The following is a 15,805-nucleotide window of genomic DNA, read 5'->3' as shown; positions in this document are numbered from 1 at the left end:
GAACTATTTTTAAAAATAATTCCAATTATCTTGTTGCTTATCCAAAAAAAAATATAGATATTTGCAAACTCTTTGCAGAGAGTGCAAAGGATTAACATATTGTAATAAAGACAACAAAAAAATAATATCATGTCAAGAATTTGTGATTTAACAGGCAAAGCGGCGTTAACAGGAAATAACGTTTCTCACTCAAACGTTAAAACTAAACGTAAATTCTATCCAAATTTACAAACGAAACGTTTTTACATTCCAGAAGAAGATCGTTGGATTACGTTGAAAGTATCTACTTCTGCTATCAAGACTATCAATAAGAACGGGATTACAGCAGCGATCAATAAATTTATCGTTAAAGGGTCAATCTAATTGATTGTCGCGCCTGTTACATTAAGATTATTCATGAATTTCAATCCTATAATAGGATTCAAAATAAAGTAAAACAATGGCTAAAAAAGGAAATAGAGTACAAGTTATCTTAGAATGTACTGAACACAAAGAAAGTGGTCTTCCGGGAATGTCTCGTTACATCACTACTAAAAACAAAAAGAACACAACTGAGCGTTTGGAATTGAAAAAATTCAACCCAGTATTGAGAAAAGTTACTGTTCATAAAGAAATTAAGTAAGTCACACATCTTAGCACTTGAAAGAGAGGCTAAGTAAAATATTAATATACCATGGCAAAGAAAGCAGTTGCATCGTTACAAAAAGGTGGCGGTAAAGAATTTACAAAGGTTATTATTACTACTAAATCTGCAAAAACTGGCGCGTATACTTTCAAAGAAGGTATGGTTCACAACGATAAAGTGAAAGACGTCGTTGCTGCAGCTCAAAAATAACGAGTAGCATTTTCCTTTTTTAAAGTTTTTCTTTAAAAAGAATTCGATAAAAATAGCCGTTTTGGTATCCTACCGAAAGGGCTTTTTTTGTTGAGGACATTTGTTTATATTTGAACATCAATTTTCACTACTACACTCCATGGGATTATTTGATTTTTTTAAGAAAAAACCACAAACACAAGAAGAAGAACAGGCCTTAGACAAAGGTTTGGAAAAAACAAAAGAAGGCTTTCTTTCCAAGATTACAAAAGCTGTCGTTGGTAAATCAACAGTAGATGACGATGTGCTGGATAATCTGGAAGAGGTTTTGGTTACTTCTGATGTTGGGGTTACGACTACCTTAAAAATCATTGATCGCATACAGGCCCGTGTTGCCCGAGATAAGTACGTTTCTACTTCTGAGCTCAACAATCTCCTGAAAGAAGAAATTCAAACGCTACTGGCAGAGAACAATAGTGCTGATTTCGAGAATTTCAATTATGGCGATCATAAACCATACGTTATTATGGTTGTAGGTGTCAATGGGGTTGGCAAGACAACGACTATTGGCAAACTGGCTCATCAGCTGAAACAAGCTGGAAGCAAAGTTGTATTGGGGGCAGCGGATACCTTTCGGGCGGCTGCTGTTGATCAACTTAAATTATGGGGTGAGCGTGTTGGCGTGCGTGTTGTCGCTCAGGCCATGGGCTCGGATCCTGCTTCAGTGGCTTATGATACCGTGAAATCGGCAGTAGCAAATGGCGAAGATGTGTGTATCATTGATACCGCAGGCCGTTTGCACAATAAGGTTGGGCTAATGAATGAGCTCACGAAGATTAAGAATGTTATGCAAAAGGTTGTTCCAGGTGCACCACATGAAATCTTGTTGGTCTTGGACGCATCAACAGGGCAAAACGCCATTGAGCAATGTACGCAATTTACACAGGCAACCGATGTGAACGCTTTAGCATTGACGAAACTCGATGGAACGGCGAAGGGCGGGGTGGTTATTGGTATATCTGATCAATTTAAGATCCCGGTGAAATATATTGGTGTAGGAGAGAAAATTGGTGATCTTCAGTTGTTTAACAAAAAGGAATTTGTCGACTCCCTTTTCAAATAGAGTCTACCGTCTAATCATATGAAGACAAAATACGCGAAACCAGCCCCTTTGATAAATAAACCACGTGTCAATGTGGTAACCTTGGGCTGTTCGAAAAATATTCACGATAGTGAAGTCCTGATGGGCCAGTTAAAGGGCAATCAGATGGAAGTCGTGCATGAAGCATCCAATATACAAGCGAATGATATTGTCGTAATCAATACCTGCGGTTTTATTGATAATGCCAAACAAGAATCAATTGATGCGATCTTACAATATTCGGATCTAAAAGATCAGGGTAAAATCAACAAAGTGATCGTTACAGGTTGTCTTTCTGAGCGATATAAGCCGGAGTTACAGGCTGAAATCCCCAATGTTGATGCCTTTTTCGGTACGAACGATTTACCGGAGCTATTGTCATCCATTGGTGCTGATTATCGACACGAGTTATTGGGTGAGCGCTTATTGACAACACCTTCGCATTTTTCTTACTTTAAGATCGCTGAAGGTTGTAACCGACCATGTTCTTTTTGTGCAATTCCCCTGATGCGTGGTAAACACGTTTCTAAATCCATTGACGATCTTGTCAAAGAGGCAAAATTTCTTGCGTCGAACGGCACGAAAGAATTGATTCTGATTGCACAAGACCTGACCTATTATGGCTTAGATATTTATGGAAAGCGCAATCTTTCTGATTTAATGCGCCATTTGTCAGATGTTGATGGTATCGAATGGATCAGACTGCAGTATGCCTATCCTTCGGGTTTCCCAATGGATATTTTGGACGCAATGAATGAACGTTCGAATATCTGTAATTACTTGGATATGCCACTACAACATATATCTGATCCGATGTTGAAGTCTATGCGAAGAGGTACAACAAAACAGAAACAGATTGATCTCGTCAACGCAATACGTGACAAAGTTCCAGATATCGCTTTGCGTACAACATTAATTTGTGGTTATCCAGGTGAAACTGAACAGGATTTTCAGGAGATGTTGGATTGGGTTGAAGAAACCCGTTTTGACAGATTAGGGTGTTTTACCTATTCTCACGAAGAAAAGACGCACGCACATTCTCTGGAGGACGATGTGCCACAGGAAGTAAAAGAAGGACGGGTGGAAGCCATCATGGAAATACAGCAAGGTATTTCGTACGATATCAATCAGTCTAAAGTCGGTAATACCTATAAAGTACTGGTTGATCGGGTAGACGGCGATTACTTTATTGGCCGGACAGAATACGATTCTCCGGAGGTCGACAATGAGGTCTTGATTCCCGCGGTAGATTCTTATGCACGCATTGGTGATTTTGTTCAGGTAAAAATCGACCGAGCTGAAGATTTCGATCTATATGGTGAGATTGTAAGGAAATAAGTATAAAAGCTTATAGATGATAATATAAACAAACGGGCCTCCCTNNAGGGAGGCCCGTTTGTTTATAGGCAATTGTCAGTAAAATGATATAATTTAAAAGCGGGACAAGCTTTTTGTGAAAATTCACTATTTTGTCGGGACAAACTAGATACATTTGTAAACGTACAATCCCCATTTTAAACAATCTATAGCCGTTTAAAATCAGATTCAAGAAAGCCTGTAGTTTCAGGATGAATCAGCCTTCTGATTAAAATTGAAAATAGGTTCTATTAACGAAAAAGATTCACTGCCATGTCAGGTTGCTTTGGGGGATTTTCGTTATCAATTAAGAATAGAGAATAATTAATAAAATTTGCAGATGAAGGCAACTTATATTGAATATAGTGAAACAAATAGCTTCTCCAAGACTTTATTAGCCTATTTGGCACATGATGAAGCCTTAAAACCTTTTGTTGGGAATTGGCCTACCTGGGCCGGTTTTGAAAAGCAATTGAACGAAAAGAAGAAATTTGAACACAGGGAAATTCTTGTTGAGCGTCTTAAAAAACAATATGGCGAACTATTAAAGGATTCTCCTGCTGTAGCGGCCAATATAGAACTGTTGCTCGACCAAAATTCCTATACCATTACAACTGGGCATCAGCTCAATATTTTTACGGGGCCTTTATATTTTATTTTTAAAATCATGACGGCAATACGTTTGTCTGAAGATTTACATGCCAAGCATCCTGATAAAACGTTTATTCCAGTATATTGGATGGCAACCGAAGATCATGATTTTGAAGAGATCAACCACACCAAAGTCTTCGGTAAGAAAATTGCTTGGGATACTCCTGCTGTTTCTGCTACGGGGCGAATGGATACCGCAACAATCGTTGATGCTGTGAAGCAGTATACCAATATTTTAGGGCTTTCCGAAAATTCGACCAGGCTGACACGCATTGTAGAAGAAGCCTATTTGAACCATGATCGATTAGCAGATGCAACACGGTATATGGTCAATGAGTTGTTTAAGTCTTACGGTCTTTTGATCGTCGATGCGGATGACCGGGAATTGAAGGAACTGTTCAAGCCAATTATTAAGGAAGATATCTTCTCTGAAAAAAGCTTTAGGGCAATAACAGCGCGATCGGAAGAGTTGGAATCAAAAGGGTTCTCTACCCAAGTGCATGCCCGTGAGATTAATTTCTTTTATTTGACGGACGAATTTAGAGAGCGTTTAGTACTGACTGCTGACGGCCGATACGAAGTATTGCACCAGCATATTTATTTTACCAAAGCAGAGCTGGAGCAGGAGATCGAGTGTTATCCAGAGCGTTTCAGTCCAAATGTGGTCATGCGGCCGATGTATCAGGAAATTATACTTCCCAACCTTGCTTATATTGGCGGTGGCGCCGAAATGGTCTATTGGATGCAGTTAAAATCCAACTTTGACCAATATCAGGTAGATTTTCCAATTTTGATCCCTCGTAACTCAGCAATGATTACCGAGGACAACGTTGCAGCTAAGTTGTTTCGTGTTGATCTTACATTTAAGAGTATCTTCCGGCCGGCAGAAGTGCTGAAAAAAGAGTATGTTCGACGTCATACCAAAGAACGACTGAATCTCAATGACGAATGGATGGAGCTGAACGCCATTTTTGGTAAGATAAGGTTAAGAACTCATAAAATAGATCCAAGTTTGGGTCCTAGCACTGAAGCCGTAAAAGCACGGTTAAAGAAAGCGATCAATAATTTGGAGAAAAAGCTGATGAAAGCTGAGAAGCGGAACCATCAGCATGCTTTAACGGATATTGATAACGTGAAGGAAAAGCTTTTTCCGGGTGGAGGACTGCAGGAGCGCTCTGAAAATTTCGCTTTGCTTTATGTCAAATATGGTGATAGCCTCTTTAGGGACCTTTACAAGTACTTTAATCCATTGGATTTTAAGTTTACAATTTTATATTAGAAAGTCAGCTTCGGCTGACTTTTTTGTGATATTATTGGCCAGAAAGAATTTTCAGTTCGCGTTCTTTTTGTTACTGTCTGCTAAATCATGATGTTTGCAGTATCGGATATTTCTATCCCTATATTAAAATACTTTTGTTGCCTTTTCCGATATTGTCTTTTTTTCCTAAAGAAGTTTCATTTTGTTTATATACACGTTGAAATGCTTTGTTTATAATTTCATAATATTTCGTTTAGCTCCTGTTAACAGTTTCGATGTAGTTTTGCTTTCATTATCACAACCAACAACTAAATGAAAGAATTTCTACTTACAACGTGTGCCATCGCACTTGGAACAGGGTTGTACGCACAAACGACCCAAGCCGGGTTTTCCGGAAAGATTACGGACGAGAATAACAAAGGGGTTCATGGTGCTTCCATCGAAGTGCGGAATGAATCGACCGGTTTCACAACGAAGACCTCAACCAATGCAAATGGTGATTTCAACTTTAAGGAGTTGCCTTTAGGTGGTCCCTATACCGTCAAAGTAACTTATATAGGTTATGGCGAACAAGTTCGTTCGGGATTTAATTTAAATCAGGGTGATATTGTACGCTTGACCATTCCTATTCAAAACACGTCGAATGTATTGGAAACTGTTGAATTAACAGGAATAAGTACGCTGAAGAATAAAATAGAAAATCTAGGTGCCGCTACCGCGGTTACAGCCAGGGATATCGCGAAGTTGCCTGTCAACGGCCGGAATTTTACGTCGCTAATGGATTTGTCTCCTTTGAGTAAGGGAGATAATATCGGTGGCCAGTTGGGCTCTTCTACCAATTTTACCATCGATGGTATGAATGCCAAAAATCCGACTTCTGCAGGTTCGACAACCAGCCGTAGCGGCGCACCTTTCTCCATTTCGATAGAAGCAGTCCGGGAATTTAAAGTGGTCACCAACCAGTATGACGTAACCTACGGAAGAGCGGGCGGTGGAACCGTTAGTGCGGTGACCAAACAGGGAACAAATCAAACGCACGGAAGCGCTTGGCTTTATTCAAGGGCCGATTGGTTGTCCAGTCCCTACGATATCAGAGGAAACAAACGAAGCAATGATTTTTCTACCTATCAATATGGATTTACATTGGGCGGTCCGATCATTAAAGACAAATTGCATTATTTTGTTGCATGGGATCATCAACGGGATGCCCGCCCACTGATTATTGCGGATATCAATTCTGAGGCCGACGAGAAGAGATTTAATGTTACTAATGCCACCTTGGATGAGTTTGTTAATATTGGACGTAACAAGTATGGATTGGGCAATGAACGTCAATATGGCGCTTTTGATAAAAAGCGAGGGTCTGACGCGATTTTTGGAAGAATTGACTGGCAAATTAATGAGAAAAACTTATTGACGATCCGAAATAACTTTACAAGTGATAATAATAAGTTGGGATTACAGGATAATAAGCCAATTACCTTGTATGAATCTTATGGAAATGATAAAAACATTGATAACAGTCTATTGGCAACTTTGCGTACGACTATTTCACCTAAGGTAACAAATGAATTGAAAGTACAACATCTCTATACCTATCAAAAAAGTAGTCCAGGAGATCTTTTACCTAGTCAAAATATTCCCCGTGCAATTGTAGAGGATGCAGTATCTAAGGTCGCTGGAGAAGATAAAAAGACCACATTGCAATTGGGCGGACATCGTTTTGCACAGGAATCTTTTAAAAATAATGTATTTCAGCTTGTTAATAATATCTATTACAGTACCGATAATATCAATTATACCTTTGGGGTCGACTTGATGTATACCCATGCAAACTCGATTTATGGAAGTGAGGTCAATGGACGCTTTCACTTTAGGCCGAGTGATGGAAAGACAGCCATGCAAAACTTTGACGACATGAAGCCATATGCTTATTATCGTGAAGTTCCTTTGGTAAGTGATCCAGCTGTGGTCGGTAAGATATTCAATGCCGGTGCATATGGTCAGTTACAGACCAAGTTGGCACAGGGGTTGGATCTAGTTGCGGGATTACGATTGGATTATGGTCATTATCCAACCTCTCCTTTGAATGAAGAATTGCTGAAAGAAGTTGGGGTACGTACAGATCATAAATTGAAATCTTTTGTTGTACAGCCGCGTTTCCAGATGACTTGGGATGTGAATGAAGAACGAAAGGACTTTTTCCGGATAGGAGCAGGTGTTTTCGCTTCAGATATTAACAATTATATGACCATCAATAACTTGACTTTTGACGGTAAGCATTTTGCGACGGTTGATGTCCGAGGTAATGATGTACCTACACCTAATTTTGTGGGCTATAGAAAGGACCCGTTAACAACACCAACATTGGCGCAGTTTCAAGTACCTACGATCAATACCTATGGACCCGACGCTAAAATTCCAGTAGTCTACAAGGCAAATGTATCTTATACGCATTTCTTCACCGAAAAGTTAAAAGCGAGTCTTTCAGGGTATATGAATCTTGGGCGTAATAACTATATGTATGTGGATCGTAATATGGTGAAAGATCCGTTCTTCAGATTAGCGAATGAAGACAATAGGGGAGTTTTTGTTCCTGCGGCATCGATTGTTGATGGGGCTCCGGATTGGAAAAAAGGAAGGATTTCCAATAAATTCGGCCGCGTACTAGAATTGAACTCTGAAGGAAAAGTGAATCAGTTTGCAGTCGTATTGGATGCAAGTTATCAATATTACAAAGATGGATCTATATCGGTTAGCTATACCTGGAATGATGCGAAAGATAATACTTCTTTCAATGGAAACGTGGCGAATACAGCGACCTTATCTTTGGCAGTAAAAGATGATCCGCGCGATTTGAGCAAGATGAGTTATTCGAACAATCAATTCCGCAATAAGATTGTGATCTATGGCACTTTACCAACATTTTATGGTGTCAGCGTGGGAGTACGGTACTCCGGTATTGGCGGTACGCGATACAGTTTGTTGGCCGGCGGAAATATAAATGGAGACTTTGTTGCTGGGGACAATGATCTGGCCTTTATCTTTGATCCCAATAATCCCAATACGTCAAAACAGCTGATTACTGGATTGAATAATTTGTTGAATAATCCAGAAGCGAGTCAGAGCCTTAAAGATTTTATTAAAAAATATCAAGGTAAAATAGCTGAGCGTAATGGTGGAGTGAATGGTTTTTATGGCTTGATCGACCTTAGAATCGCTAAAAAATTCAATTTATATAAAAACCATGCATTGGAGGTATCGGGAGATCTTTTCAATGTTGCCAACTTATTTAAGAAGACTTGGGGCGTAAATGAGTCTTTGGGTAATCAAAATCTATATGCTTTAGGCGGAAAGGATGCCGCGGGAGAGAAATTGGTGCCTTTTGATGTTACGAAACAGCAGTTTAATTATAATGTAAACAACTCTGGTATTGTATCACCTTCGGGTAACCCTTATCAATTCCAATTGGGATTAAGGTATTCGTTCTAATCACATAAAACGATATAAAATACACTTTTCATGGCGAATCCCTCAAAAGCAATAGTTTTGAGGGATTCGTCTTTTATATTCATTAGATCTAAGCTTATCGAGGTCTACATGCAATAGGGTTTGTAGGCAGATCTTTAATCGCTATACAAGGACTTTTTCTTTCGGAAGAAAAACTTCGGCCATCATGTGGCGTACACTTCCACCACCACATGTTTCGATAACATGAAGATCCTGATGAATAATTTTGCCATGCTTTTCTAATTGCGCTGTTTGGTATAAAGTCAATGAGGATAAAGCCTGATTGCTCAGGACAATAAACCGATTCCCATATTTATTTCTTACCTGTAGGCAGTTTGCCGCAAAAGATTCGAGTTGGTTCTCGTTGATTTCAATGATCTCCTTGCCTGTATCTTTCAAACTCTTCAGTAGGGTTTTGAGCTCGGCGGGATCGTCAATTGCCTGCGGACATAAGATGGCAAAGTCTTCGCCTACGGCTAGCACCACATTGGTGTGATAGATAGGTCTCCGCTCTCCATGGACAGTTTGGAAGGCGTGAAATACAACAGGTGTATAGTTTTCAGTTCTGCAATATTCATCGAGCATACTTCTGTCCGCCCTTTCGGATAAGGCACAGTAGGCTATACGGTGAGCTCGGTCCAAAACGAGTGCGCCAGTGCCCTCCAGATATTGTTTATTGTTTTCGGCTTCACTGAGATCCTTAGTCAGTTTTACATAATAACCGTTTTGCTTCAATGGACCTTCGAAATCCAATAAATGTTCTTTTCGACGATTTGGAGCAAACATAGGATAGAAAATTATTTTTCCATCCTGATGAAAGGAGACAATATTATTGGGGAATATACTGTCGGGGCTTTCTGATTTTTCGTCGTCCTGAATGACAGTCACCAAAATTCCATGTGACTTCAATTCATTTACTAGCGCGTCAAATTCTCCTTGCGCTTCTTTGTTGACTTCTTCTGTACTGAGATTTTCGATATCCTTTTGGAAGAAGTTGTTGACCGCAGTCTGTTCATTTTTACGGAAGACAGAGGGTCTTACTAAAAGAACGCTGTCTGTTACCTGTTTTCTCATGGTTTATAATCGTTACTTCGCTGTTTTATATTCGTTAAAAAGAAATGATATTCGTTTTTTGTGATAATTTACATTTGTCAAAAGAGATGCTTCCCTAGCTGGATAATGTTTTCTTTGTTAAGATTTCTGATCGCAACATACCCTTGATATCAGTTGTTCTTAGCAAAAAAGTGTATATCGTTATTTCGAAGTCACTTTACAATTGGTACATATACTAATTTATTGAAAATTCATTGGCATTGCAAAAAAGAATAGTGAAGTAATGAAAGAAATGCGTGGGTGAAATAACAGATAACCCTATCTTTTTTTAAAATTGTGGCAAGCGATTGTTGTATTGTTTGTTATATTTATAATGAACAATCTGTATGTTTGAGGTTATTCCAAAAATTAATTGACAAAGACAATCGATTGCATTTCGGTAGCTCAGTAAAACTGACTTTTTATCCACTTTTTTGCTTCGTTTTCAGTCATTTATTTTGCTATCTTTGCTCATCCAAAAAACGACTGTTTATAAGAGAGTTAATTGCCTAATTATTATGTCGCTAACTATCTATAAGCGTTAACTTTTTGCACACATGAGCAATATACACTTCCAAGAAAAATTCGAAAGTCGCCACAATGGCCCAAGTCCAGTTGAAGCGAATGAAATGTTGGCTAAATTAGGCGTTTCGTCAATTGACCAGCTTATTGACCAAACGGTCCCTTCTCAAATTCGTGCTCCAAAGCCTTTAAATCTTCCCAAAGCATTGTCTGAGGTAGCCTATTTAAAGCGTATTGCGGAAATCGCTGAGAAAAATAAAGTTTTTAAATCTTTTATTGGTCAAGGTTACTACGATGTAATCCTTCCGGGCGTCATTCAACGCAATGTATTTGAAAACCCAGGATGGTATACGCAGTATACGCCTTATCAGGCGGAGATTGCACAAGGTAGGTTACAAGCTTTATTGAACTTCCAGACTGTAATTTGTGATTTCACAGGTTTAGAAATTGCCAATGCCTCTTTGTTGGATGAAGCTACGGCTGCAGCTGAAGCCATGTTTATGCTTTATTCAGCTCGGAAAAATAAAGATGCTAATGTTTTCTTGGTGTCGAACAATGCCTATGCGCAGACGATTGATGTATTGAAGACCCGTGCTTTGTCTTTTGGTATCGAGCTTAAAATTGCGGCTATTGCTGAATCAGAATTAACAGACGATGTATTTGCTGCATTTGTTCAATATCCTGCTGCTGATGGCTCCATTGTCGATTATAAATCATTTGCGGCTACAGCTCACAGTAAGCATATTACCGTGTGTGCGGCGGCAGATTTGATGAGCTTAGCATTATTAACGCCTCCGGGAGAATGGGGTGCAGATGTTGTTGTTGGTAATTCCCAACGTTTTGGTGTACCGATGGGCTTTGGTGGTCCTCATGCAGCCTATTTTGCGACACGCGACAGCTTTAAACGTAATATCCCTGGTCGTATCATCGGTGTTACTTCCGATTCAAATGGAAAGTATGCATTGCGTATGGCTTTGCAGACTCGTGAACAGCATATCCGCCGTGATAAAGCTTCTTCTAATATTTGTACTGCACAAGCTCTTTTAGCGATTATGGCTTCTTTCTATGCCGTATACCATGGCCCTGAAGGAATCAAAAATATAGCCTCACGTATCAATGCATTGGCTAGCCTGTTGGATCAAGCAATACAATCATTGGGTTATACGCAATTGAATGCAGCTTATTTTGACACACTACGTGTAGACTTAGGTGGTCATGCTGGTGCTTTGAAATCTGAAGCATTAAATAACGAATTAAACTTCTATTACAATGGTTCGGAAGTTTCAATTGCTATCGACGAAACAACGACATACGAAGATATCAAGACAATTGTCAAAGTATTTGCTAAAATTCAAGGTAAAACATTGAATGACGTAGATTTCGATGCATTGGAAGAGAATTTAGGTTCTTCAATTCCTGCCGATTTAGTACGTACTTCTGCCTACTTAACACATCCAAACTTTAATAGCTATCATTCTGAACATGAGATGTTGCGCTATATCAAATCTTTGGAAGCAAAAGATTTATCGCTTTGCCACTCGATGATTCCATTGGGGTCATGTACGATGAAATTGAATGCTACAGCAGAAATGGTACCAGTTACTTGGGCGAGATTTGGCGGTTTGCATCCATTTGCTCCTGCAGATCAAACTTCTGGATATATGCAAATGATTGGAGAATTGAACGATTGGTTGTCGGAGATTACTGGTTTTGCAAAAATGAGCTTCCAACCAAACTCAGGAGCACAAGGTGAGTATGCTGGTCTGATGGTTATTCGCGCTTACCATGAAAGCCGTGGTGATCACGGACGTAATATCTGTTTGATTCCTGCTTCTGCACACGGAACGAACCCTGCTTCTGCTTCTATGGCTGGATTGAAAGTGGTTGTTGTGAAATGTGATGAATTGGGAAATATCGATATTCCAGATTTAAGAGCAAAAGCGACTGAACATGCTGCAAACTTGAACTCACTGATGGTGACTTATCCTTCTACACACGGTGTATTTGAAGAGTCTATTATTGAAGTCTGTGAAATTGTTCATGCAAATGGTGGTCAGGTTTACATGGACGGTGCGAACATGAATGCACAGGTTGGATTGACAAGCCCAGGCCATATTGGCGCTGATGTTTGTCACTTGAACCTCCATAAAACATTCTGTATTCCTCACGGTGGAGGAGGTCCAGGTATGGGGCCTATCGGTGTTGCAAAACACTTGGTTCCTTTCTTACCTAACCACGAAGTGGTTTCTACTTCTGGTGAAGAGGGCATCTCTGCCGTTTCTGCAGCTCCATTTGGTTCAGCATCAATCTTGCTTATTTCCCATGCCTATATTTCAATGATGGGTGGTGAAGGTTTGACAAATGCGACAAGAACAGCAATATTAAATGCAAACTATATTAAAGCGCGTTTAGAAAATGCATATCCTGTACTTTATTCAGGTACTAACGGACGTTGTGCACACGAAATGATCTTAGATTGCCGTGGATTCAAAAACTTTGGTATCGAGGTTGCAGATATTGCAAAACGTTTGATGGATTATGGTTTCCACGCACCCACTGTTTCTTTCCCTGTTGCAGGAACATTGATGGTTGAGCCTACTGAATCAGAGTCTAAGGCTGAATTGGATCGTTTCTGTGATGCATTAGTTGCTATCCGTGAAGAGATCGCAGCGGTTGAAGCAGGAGAGGTAGATCAAGCTAACAATGTACTGAAACATGCACCACATACCGCTTCGGTTGTAACCGCAGATGAGTGGGACAGACCCTACAGCCGTCAAACAGCCGCATACCCATTGGAGTATGTAAGAGAACGTAAATTCTGGCCTTCGGTAGGACGTGTAAACGACTCTCAAGGTGACCGTACATTGATTTGTTCGTGTCCATCAATTGAAGAGTACGCCGAAGCATAGTCTCGGTTGCTATAATGAAGGCCTCTATATTCGTATAGAGGCCTTTTTTTGTGCAATCTGTTCAGGTGCATGGGTAAAAGAAAAATAGAACGGTACTCTGGTTAAACTTTACCGTCGAAGGATCGTATACAAACAGATTTTAAAATTTAGATTAATTATATTATTTTGTTCTTTTTGGCGTTTTAATTAAAACTGATAATCATGAAAAGACAATGGAAAGTAATGCCTGTTCTCTTAGGACTGGGCCTTTTGGTCGCGAGCTGCGGCAACAGTAAATCCAGTGAAGGGAGTGAAGATGCTAAGGAGAAAGAGGCTGGGATTTCGGATGTAGTTAAAGGAGTATCCAACTTGGATAACCTGAGTGATGGAGCAAAAAAATTGGAAGACCTTCAAGCCAAACTTAAATCCGAAAAACCATTAAGTTCGGAAGAGTTGAAGGCTTTTTTACCGGAAAGCTTAGATGGTTTAAAAAGAACTTCCTATTCTGGCGGATCCATGTATGGGGCAGAGGTTGTATCTGGAGAGGCGACATATACTGTAGATAACCAAAAGGAAATTAAAGTCAATATTATTGATGGGGCGGGCGAGACAGCTTCGGCAATCGTGGGCTTAGCGCAAATGGGCTTCATGGTAGATTCAGAGAAAATTACAGATACTGAAATAGAAAAAACTGGCGAGTTTGAAGGCAAACGGGCAAAAACAACGGATAGCAAAGGAGTGGAAGGCTCAACGGCGAAAAGTTCCGAAATAAGTTATCTCGAGAAAGATCGCTATTTAATTACCCTTCGGGGAAATGGGTATAGCCTGGACGAGCTAAAAGGTTTTTTGACAAAATTAAACGTCAGCGCACTAAAATAATAAAAACGTAATTATACTATAAAGAAGAAATGCATAGTTGATAGGGAAAAGCTCAAACATTGGTTTGGGCTTTTTTAACACTGTATTGTCCCAGTTTAACAACCAACATTGTCCCATATATGCATGAGAAAAGAGCGTTTGGAAAATATCCCGGACAATAAGATGGACTTAATTAATTTGTTTTTATTGGCAAATTTGCCTTAGTTTGTGCTGAAACATTTCAATATGAAGATACTAAAATTTTCCATCAATCTTTGTGTCGCAACGGCATTATTGGCTTCCTGTGCGGGGGGGAAATACGCAAAGACTGAAAGGGTATATAAGAAGCAAGCAAAAGAATTGTCAAAACTCTATAAACAATCGCCTGTTACCGGTCAATTGGAGAAGGTGAATGTCAAAGATCAACAATGGATCGCCTCGATTAATTTCGGTATCCGTAAGCCCAATTTTGTTGTTATTCATCATACAGCACAGGATTCCTTGGGACAGACCATCCGTACATTTCATTCCGCGAAAGCAGGTGTAAGCTCCCATTATGTGGTCGGTCGGGATGGGAAAGTAGTGCAGATGGTCAATGACCTCTATCGTGCGCATCATGCAGGGTTGGGGAAATGGGGCAATGATACGGACCTCAATTCTTCTTCTATTGGCATTGAGCTAGACAATAATGGGACCACTGACCCTTGGACTGATGCACAGATAAATGCCTTGACGCAGTTGCTGGCCTATTTAAAAACGACTTATAGAATTCCGCAGGCAAATTTTATTGGACATATGGATCTGGCACCAACTCGAAAAAACGATCCATCACGTTTTCCTTGGAAAAAACTGGCTGATCAAGGATTCGGTTTTTGGTATGAGGACTATTTAGAGACGCCTCCAGCAGACTTTAATCCGAAAATGGCATTACGTATCATCGGATACGATGTGAGTAACCTGGATGCAGCAATAAAAGCATTTAAGATTCACTACATTCAGCAGGACGTAAATACAGCGTTCATGGGAGAGAATGACCTTAAGATTCTTTATTCCATCTATAAAAAATTCTTATAGTGCTTCACCAAACGAAAGAAAAAAGATCCTGCTTTTTAAAAGGCAGGATCTTTTTTGTATGGTATATGACCGTTATAATTTGTTTTTATATATACTGAAATACGTATCAAAAGCACGTTCATAGATGAGTTTGAACCAGGGCGTAAACTGCTGGGGTGCCTGTTGTATTGCATCTTGAATTTCCTGCCGATTCAAGTATTTTGTTTCGGCAACTTCTTCTTCGTTAAATTCTGGAGTTCCATTAAATTTTCCAAATAAGACATAATCGAATTCATGCTCCGTAAGTCCGTTGTCAAATTGAGCCTTATAAACGAACGAGAAGGTATCTTGAAGGTCCATTGCTGTAATGCCCAGTTCTTCCATTAAGCGCCTTTTGGCGGCCTCTACGTTAGTTTCTCCCAGACGCTGATGCGAGCAACAGCTATTGGTCCAAAGTCCGCCACAGTGGTATTTACTTAAAGCTCTTTGTTGCAGCAGTAATTCATCTTGATCATTGAACAAAAATACACTAAAAGCACGGTGCAATAGCCCTTTTTCATGGGCTTCATATTTCTCCATGCTACCAATCATATTGTCATTGCTGTCAACCAGGATTACATTTTCTTGCGTCATAAGGCATAAAAATAAAGATAGCCCAATTT

General features: G+C 39.7%; 12 protein-coding genes. 10 read left to right on the top strand and 2 right to left on the bottom strand.

Annotated features, from left to right (window positions below):
- Positions 1 to 129 precede the first annotated feature (129 nt).
- From rpmB to B3600_RS19980, 7 genes are all read left to right on the top strand, one after another.
- Positions 130 to 363 carry a 50S ribosomal protein L28 gene (rpmB, locus tag B3600_RS20010; protein WP_046672597.1) on the top strand — a complete coding sequence of 78 codons (234 nt, stop codon included), beginning with the start codon at positions 130 to 132 and terminating at the stop codon, positions 361 to 363.
- 76 nt (positions 364 to 439) lie between these two features.
- Positions 440 to 622 carry a 50S ribosomal protein L33 gene (gene rpmG, locus B3600_RS20005; protein WP_002998409.1) on the top strand — a complete coding sequence of 61 codons (183 nt, stop codon included), beginning with the start codon at positions 440 to 442 and terminating at the stop codon, positions 620 to 622.
- 51 nt (positions 623 to 673) lie between these two features.
- Positions 674 to 835, top strand: a complete 162-nt coding sequence (locus B3600_RS20000) for a DUF4295 domain-containing protein (protein WP_070562566.1) — start codon at positions 674 to 676, stop codon at positions 833 to 835.
- A 139-nt stretch (positions 836 to 974) separates the two neighbouring features.
- Positions 975 to 1,937, top strand: coding sequence for a signal recognition particle-docking protein FtsY (gene ftsY / locus B3600_RS19995; RefSeq protein WP_046672598.1), 963 nt, complete (start codon positions 975 to 977; stop codon positions 1,935 to 1,937).
- An 18-nt stretch (positions 1,938 to 1,955) separates the two neighbouring features.
- Positions 1,956 to 3,293 carry a 30S ribosomal protein S12 methylthiotransferase RimO gene (gene rimO, locus B3600_RS19990; protein ID WP_070562563.1) on the top strand — a complete coding sequence of 446 codons (1,338 nt, stop codon included), beginning with the start codon at positions 1,956 to 1,958 and terminating at the stop codon, positions 3,291 to 3,293.
- A gap of 358 nt (positions 3,294 to 3,651) precedes the next feature.
- Positions 3,652 to 5,241: a bacillithiol biosynthesis cysteine-adding enzyme BshC gene (gene bshC / locus B3600_RS19985; RefSeq protein WP_286754193.1), complete on the top strand. Its 1,590-nt coding sequence runs from the start codon at positions 3,652 to 3,654 to the stop codon at positions 5,239 to 5,241.
- A gap of 291 nt (positions 5,242 to 5,532) precedes the next feature.
- Positions 5,533 to 8,712, top strand: a complete 3,180-nt coding sequence (locus tag B3600_RS19980) for a TonB-dependent receptor (protein ID WP_112375185.1) — start codon at positions 5,533 to 5,535, stop codon at positions 8,710 to 8,712.
- A gap of 141 nt (positions 8,713 to 8,853) precedes the next feature.
- On the opposite strand, the gene ctlX is transcribed toward B3600_RS19980, so the two are convergent.
- Positions 8,854 to 9,804, bottom strand: coding sequence for a citrulline utilization hydrolase CtlX (gene ctlX, locus B3600_RS19975; RefSeq protein WP_112375186.1), 951 nt, complete (start codon positions 9,802 to 9,804; stop codon positions 8,854 to 8,856).
- Between the two features lie 575 nt (positions 9,805 to 10,379).
- On the opposite strand from ctlX, the gene gcvP reads away from it, so the two are divergent.
- The 3 genes from gcvP (at position 10,380) to B3600_RS19960 (ending at position 15,164) form a co-directional block, all read left to right on the top strand.
- Positions 10,380 to 13,253 (top strand): aminomethyl-transferring glycine dehydrogenase, encoded by a 2,874-nt coding sequence (gene gcvP / locus B3600_RS19970; RefSeq protein ID WP_286754192.1) that lies wholly within the window; start codon positions 10,380 to 10,382, stop codon positions 13,251 to 13,253.
- A gap of 201 nt (positions 13,254 to 13,454) precedes the next feature.
- The gene (locus B3600_RS19965; RefSeq protein ID WP_286754191.1) at positions 13,455 to 14,111 is read left to right on the top strand and encodes a hypothetical protein; all 657 of its coding nucleotides are present in this window, start codon (positions 13,455 to 13,457) and stop codon (positions 14,109 to 14,111) included.
- 225 nt (positions 14,112 to 14,336) lie between these two features.
- Positions 14,337 to 15,164 (top strand): N-acetylmuramoyl-L-alanine amidase, encoded by an 828-nt coding sequence (locus B3600_RS19960; RefSeq protein WP_286754190.1) that lies wholly within the window; start codon positions 14,337 to 14,339, stop codon positions 15,162 to 15,164.
- Between the two features lie 72 nt (positions 15,165 to 15,236).
- On the opposite strand, the gene idi is transcribed toward B3600_RS19960, so the two are convergent.
- Positions 15,237 to 15,776, bottom strand: a complete 540-nt coding sequence (idi, locus tag B3600_RS19955; protein ID WP_286709763.1) for an isopentenyl-diphosphate Delta-isomerase — start codon at positions 15,774 to 15,776, stop codon at positions 15,237 to 15,239.
- Between the last annotated feature and the right edge of the window lie 29 nt (positions 15,777 to 15,805).

Origin of the sequence: Sphingobacterium sp. UBA2480, from assembly GCF_002341965.1 — a bacterium.
GTDB classification, from domain to species: domain Bacteria; phylum Bacteroidota; class Bacteroidia; order Sphingobacteriales; family Sphingobacteriaceae; genus Sphingobacterium; species Sphingobacterium multivorum.
This window is presented reverse-complemented; position numbering and strand designations above follow the sequence as displayed.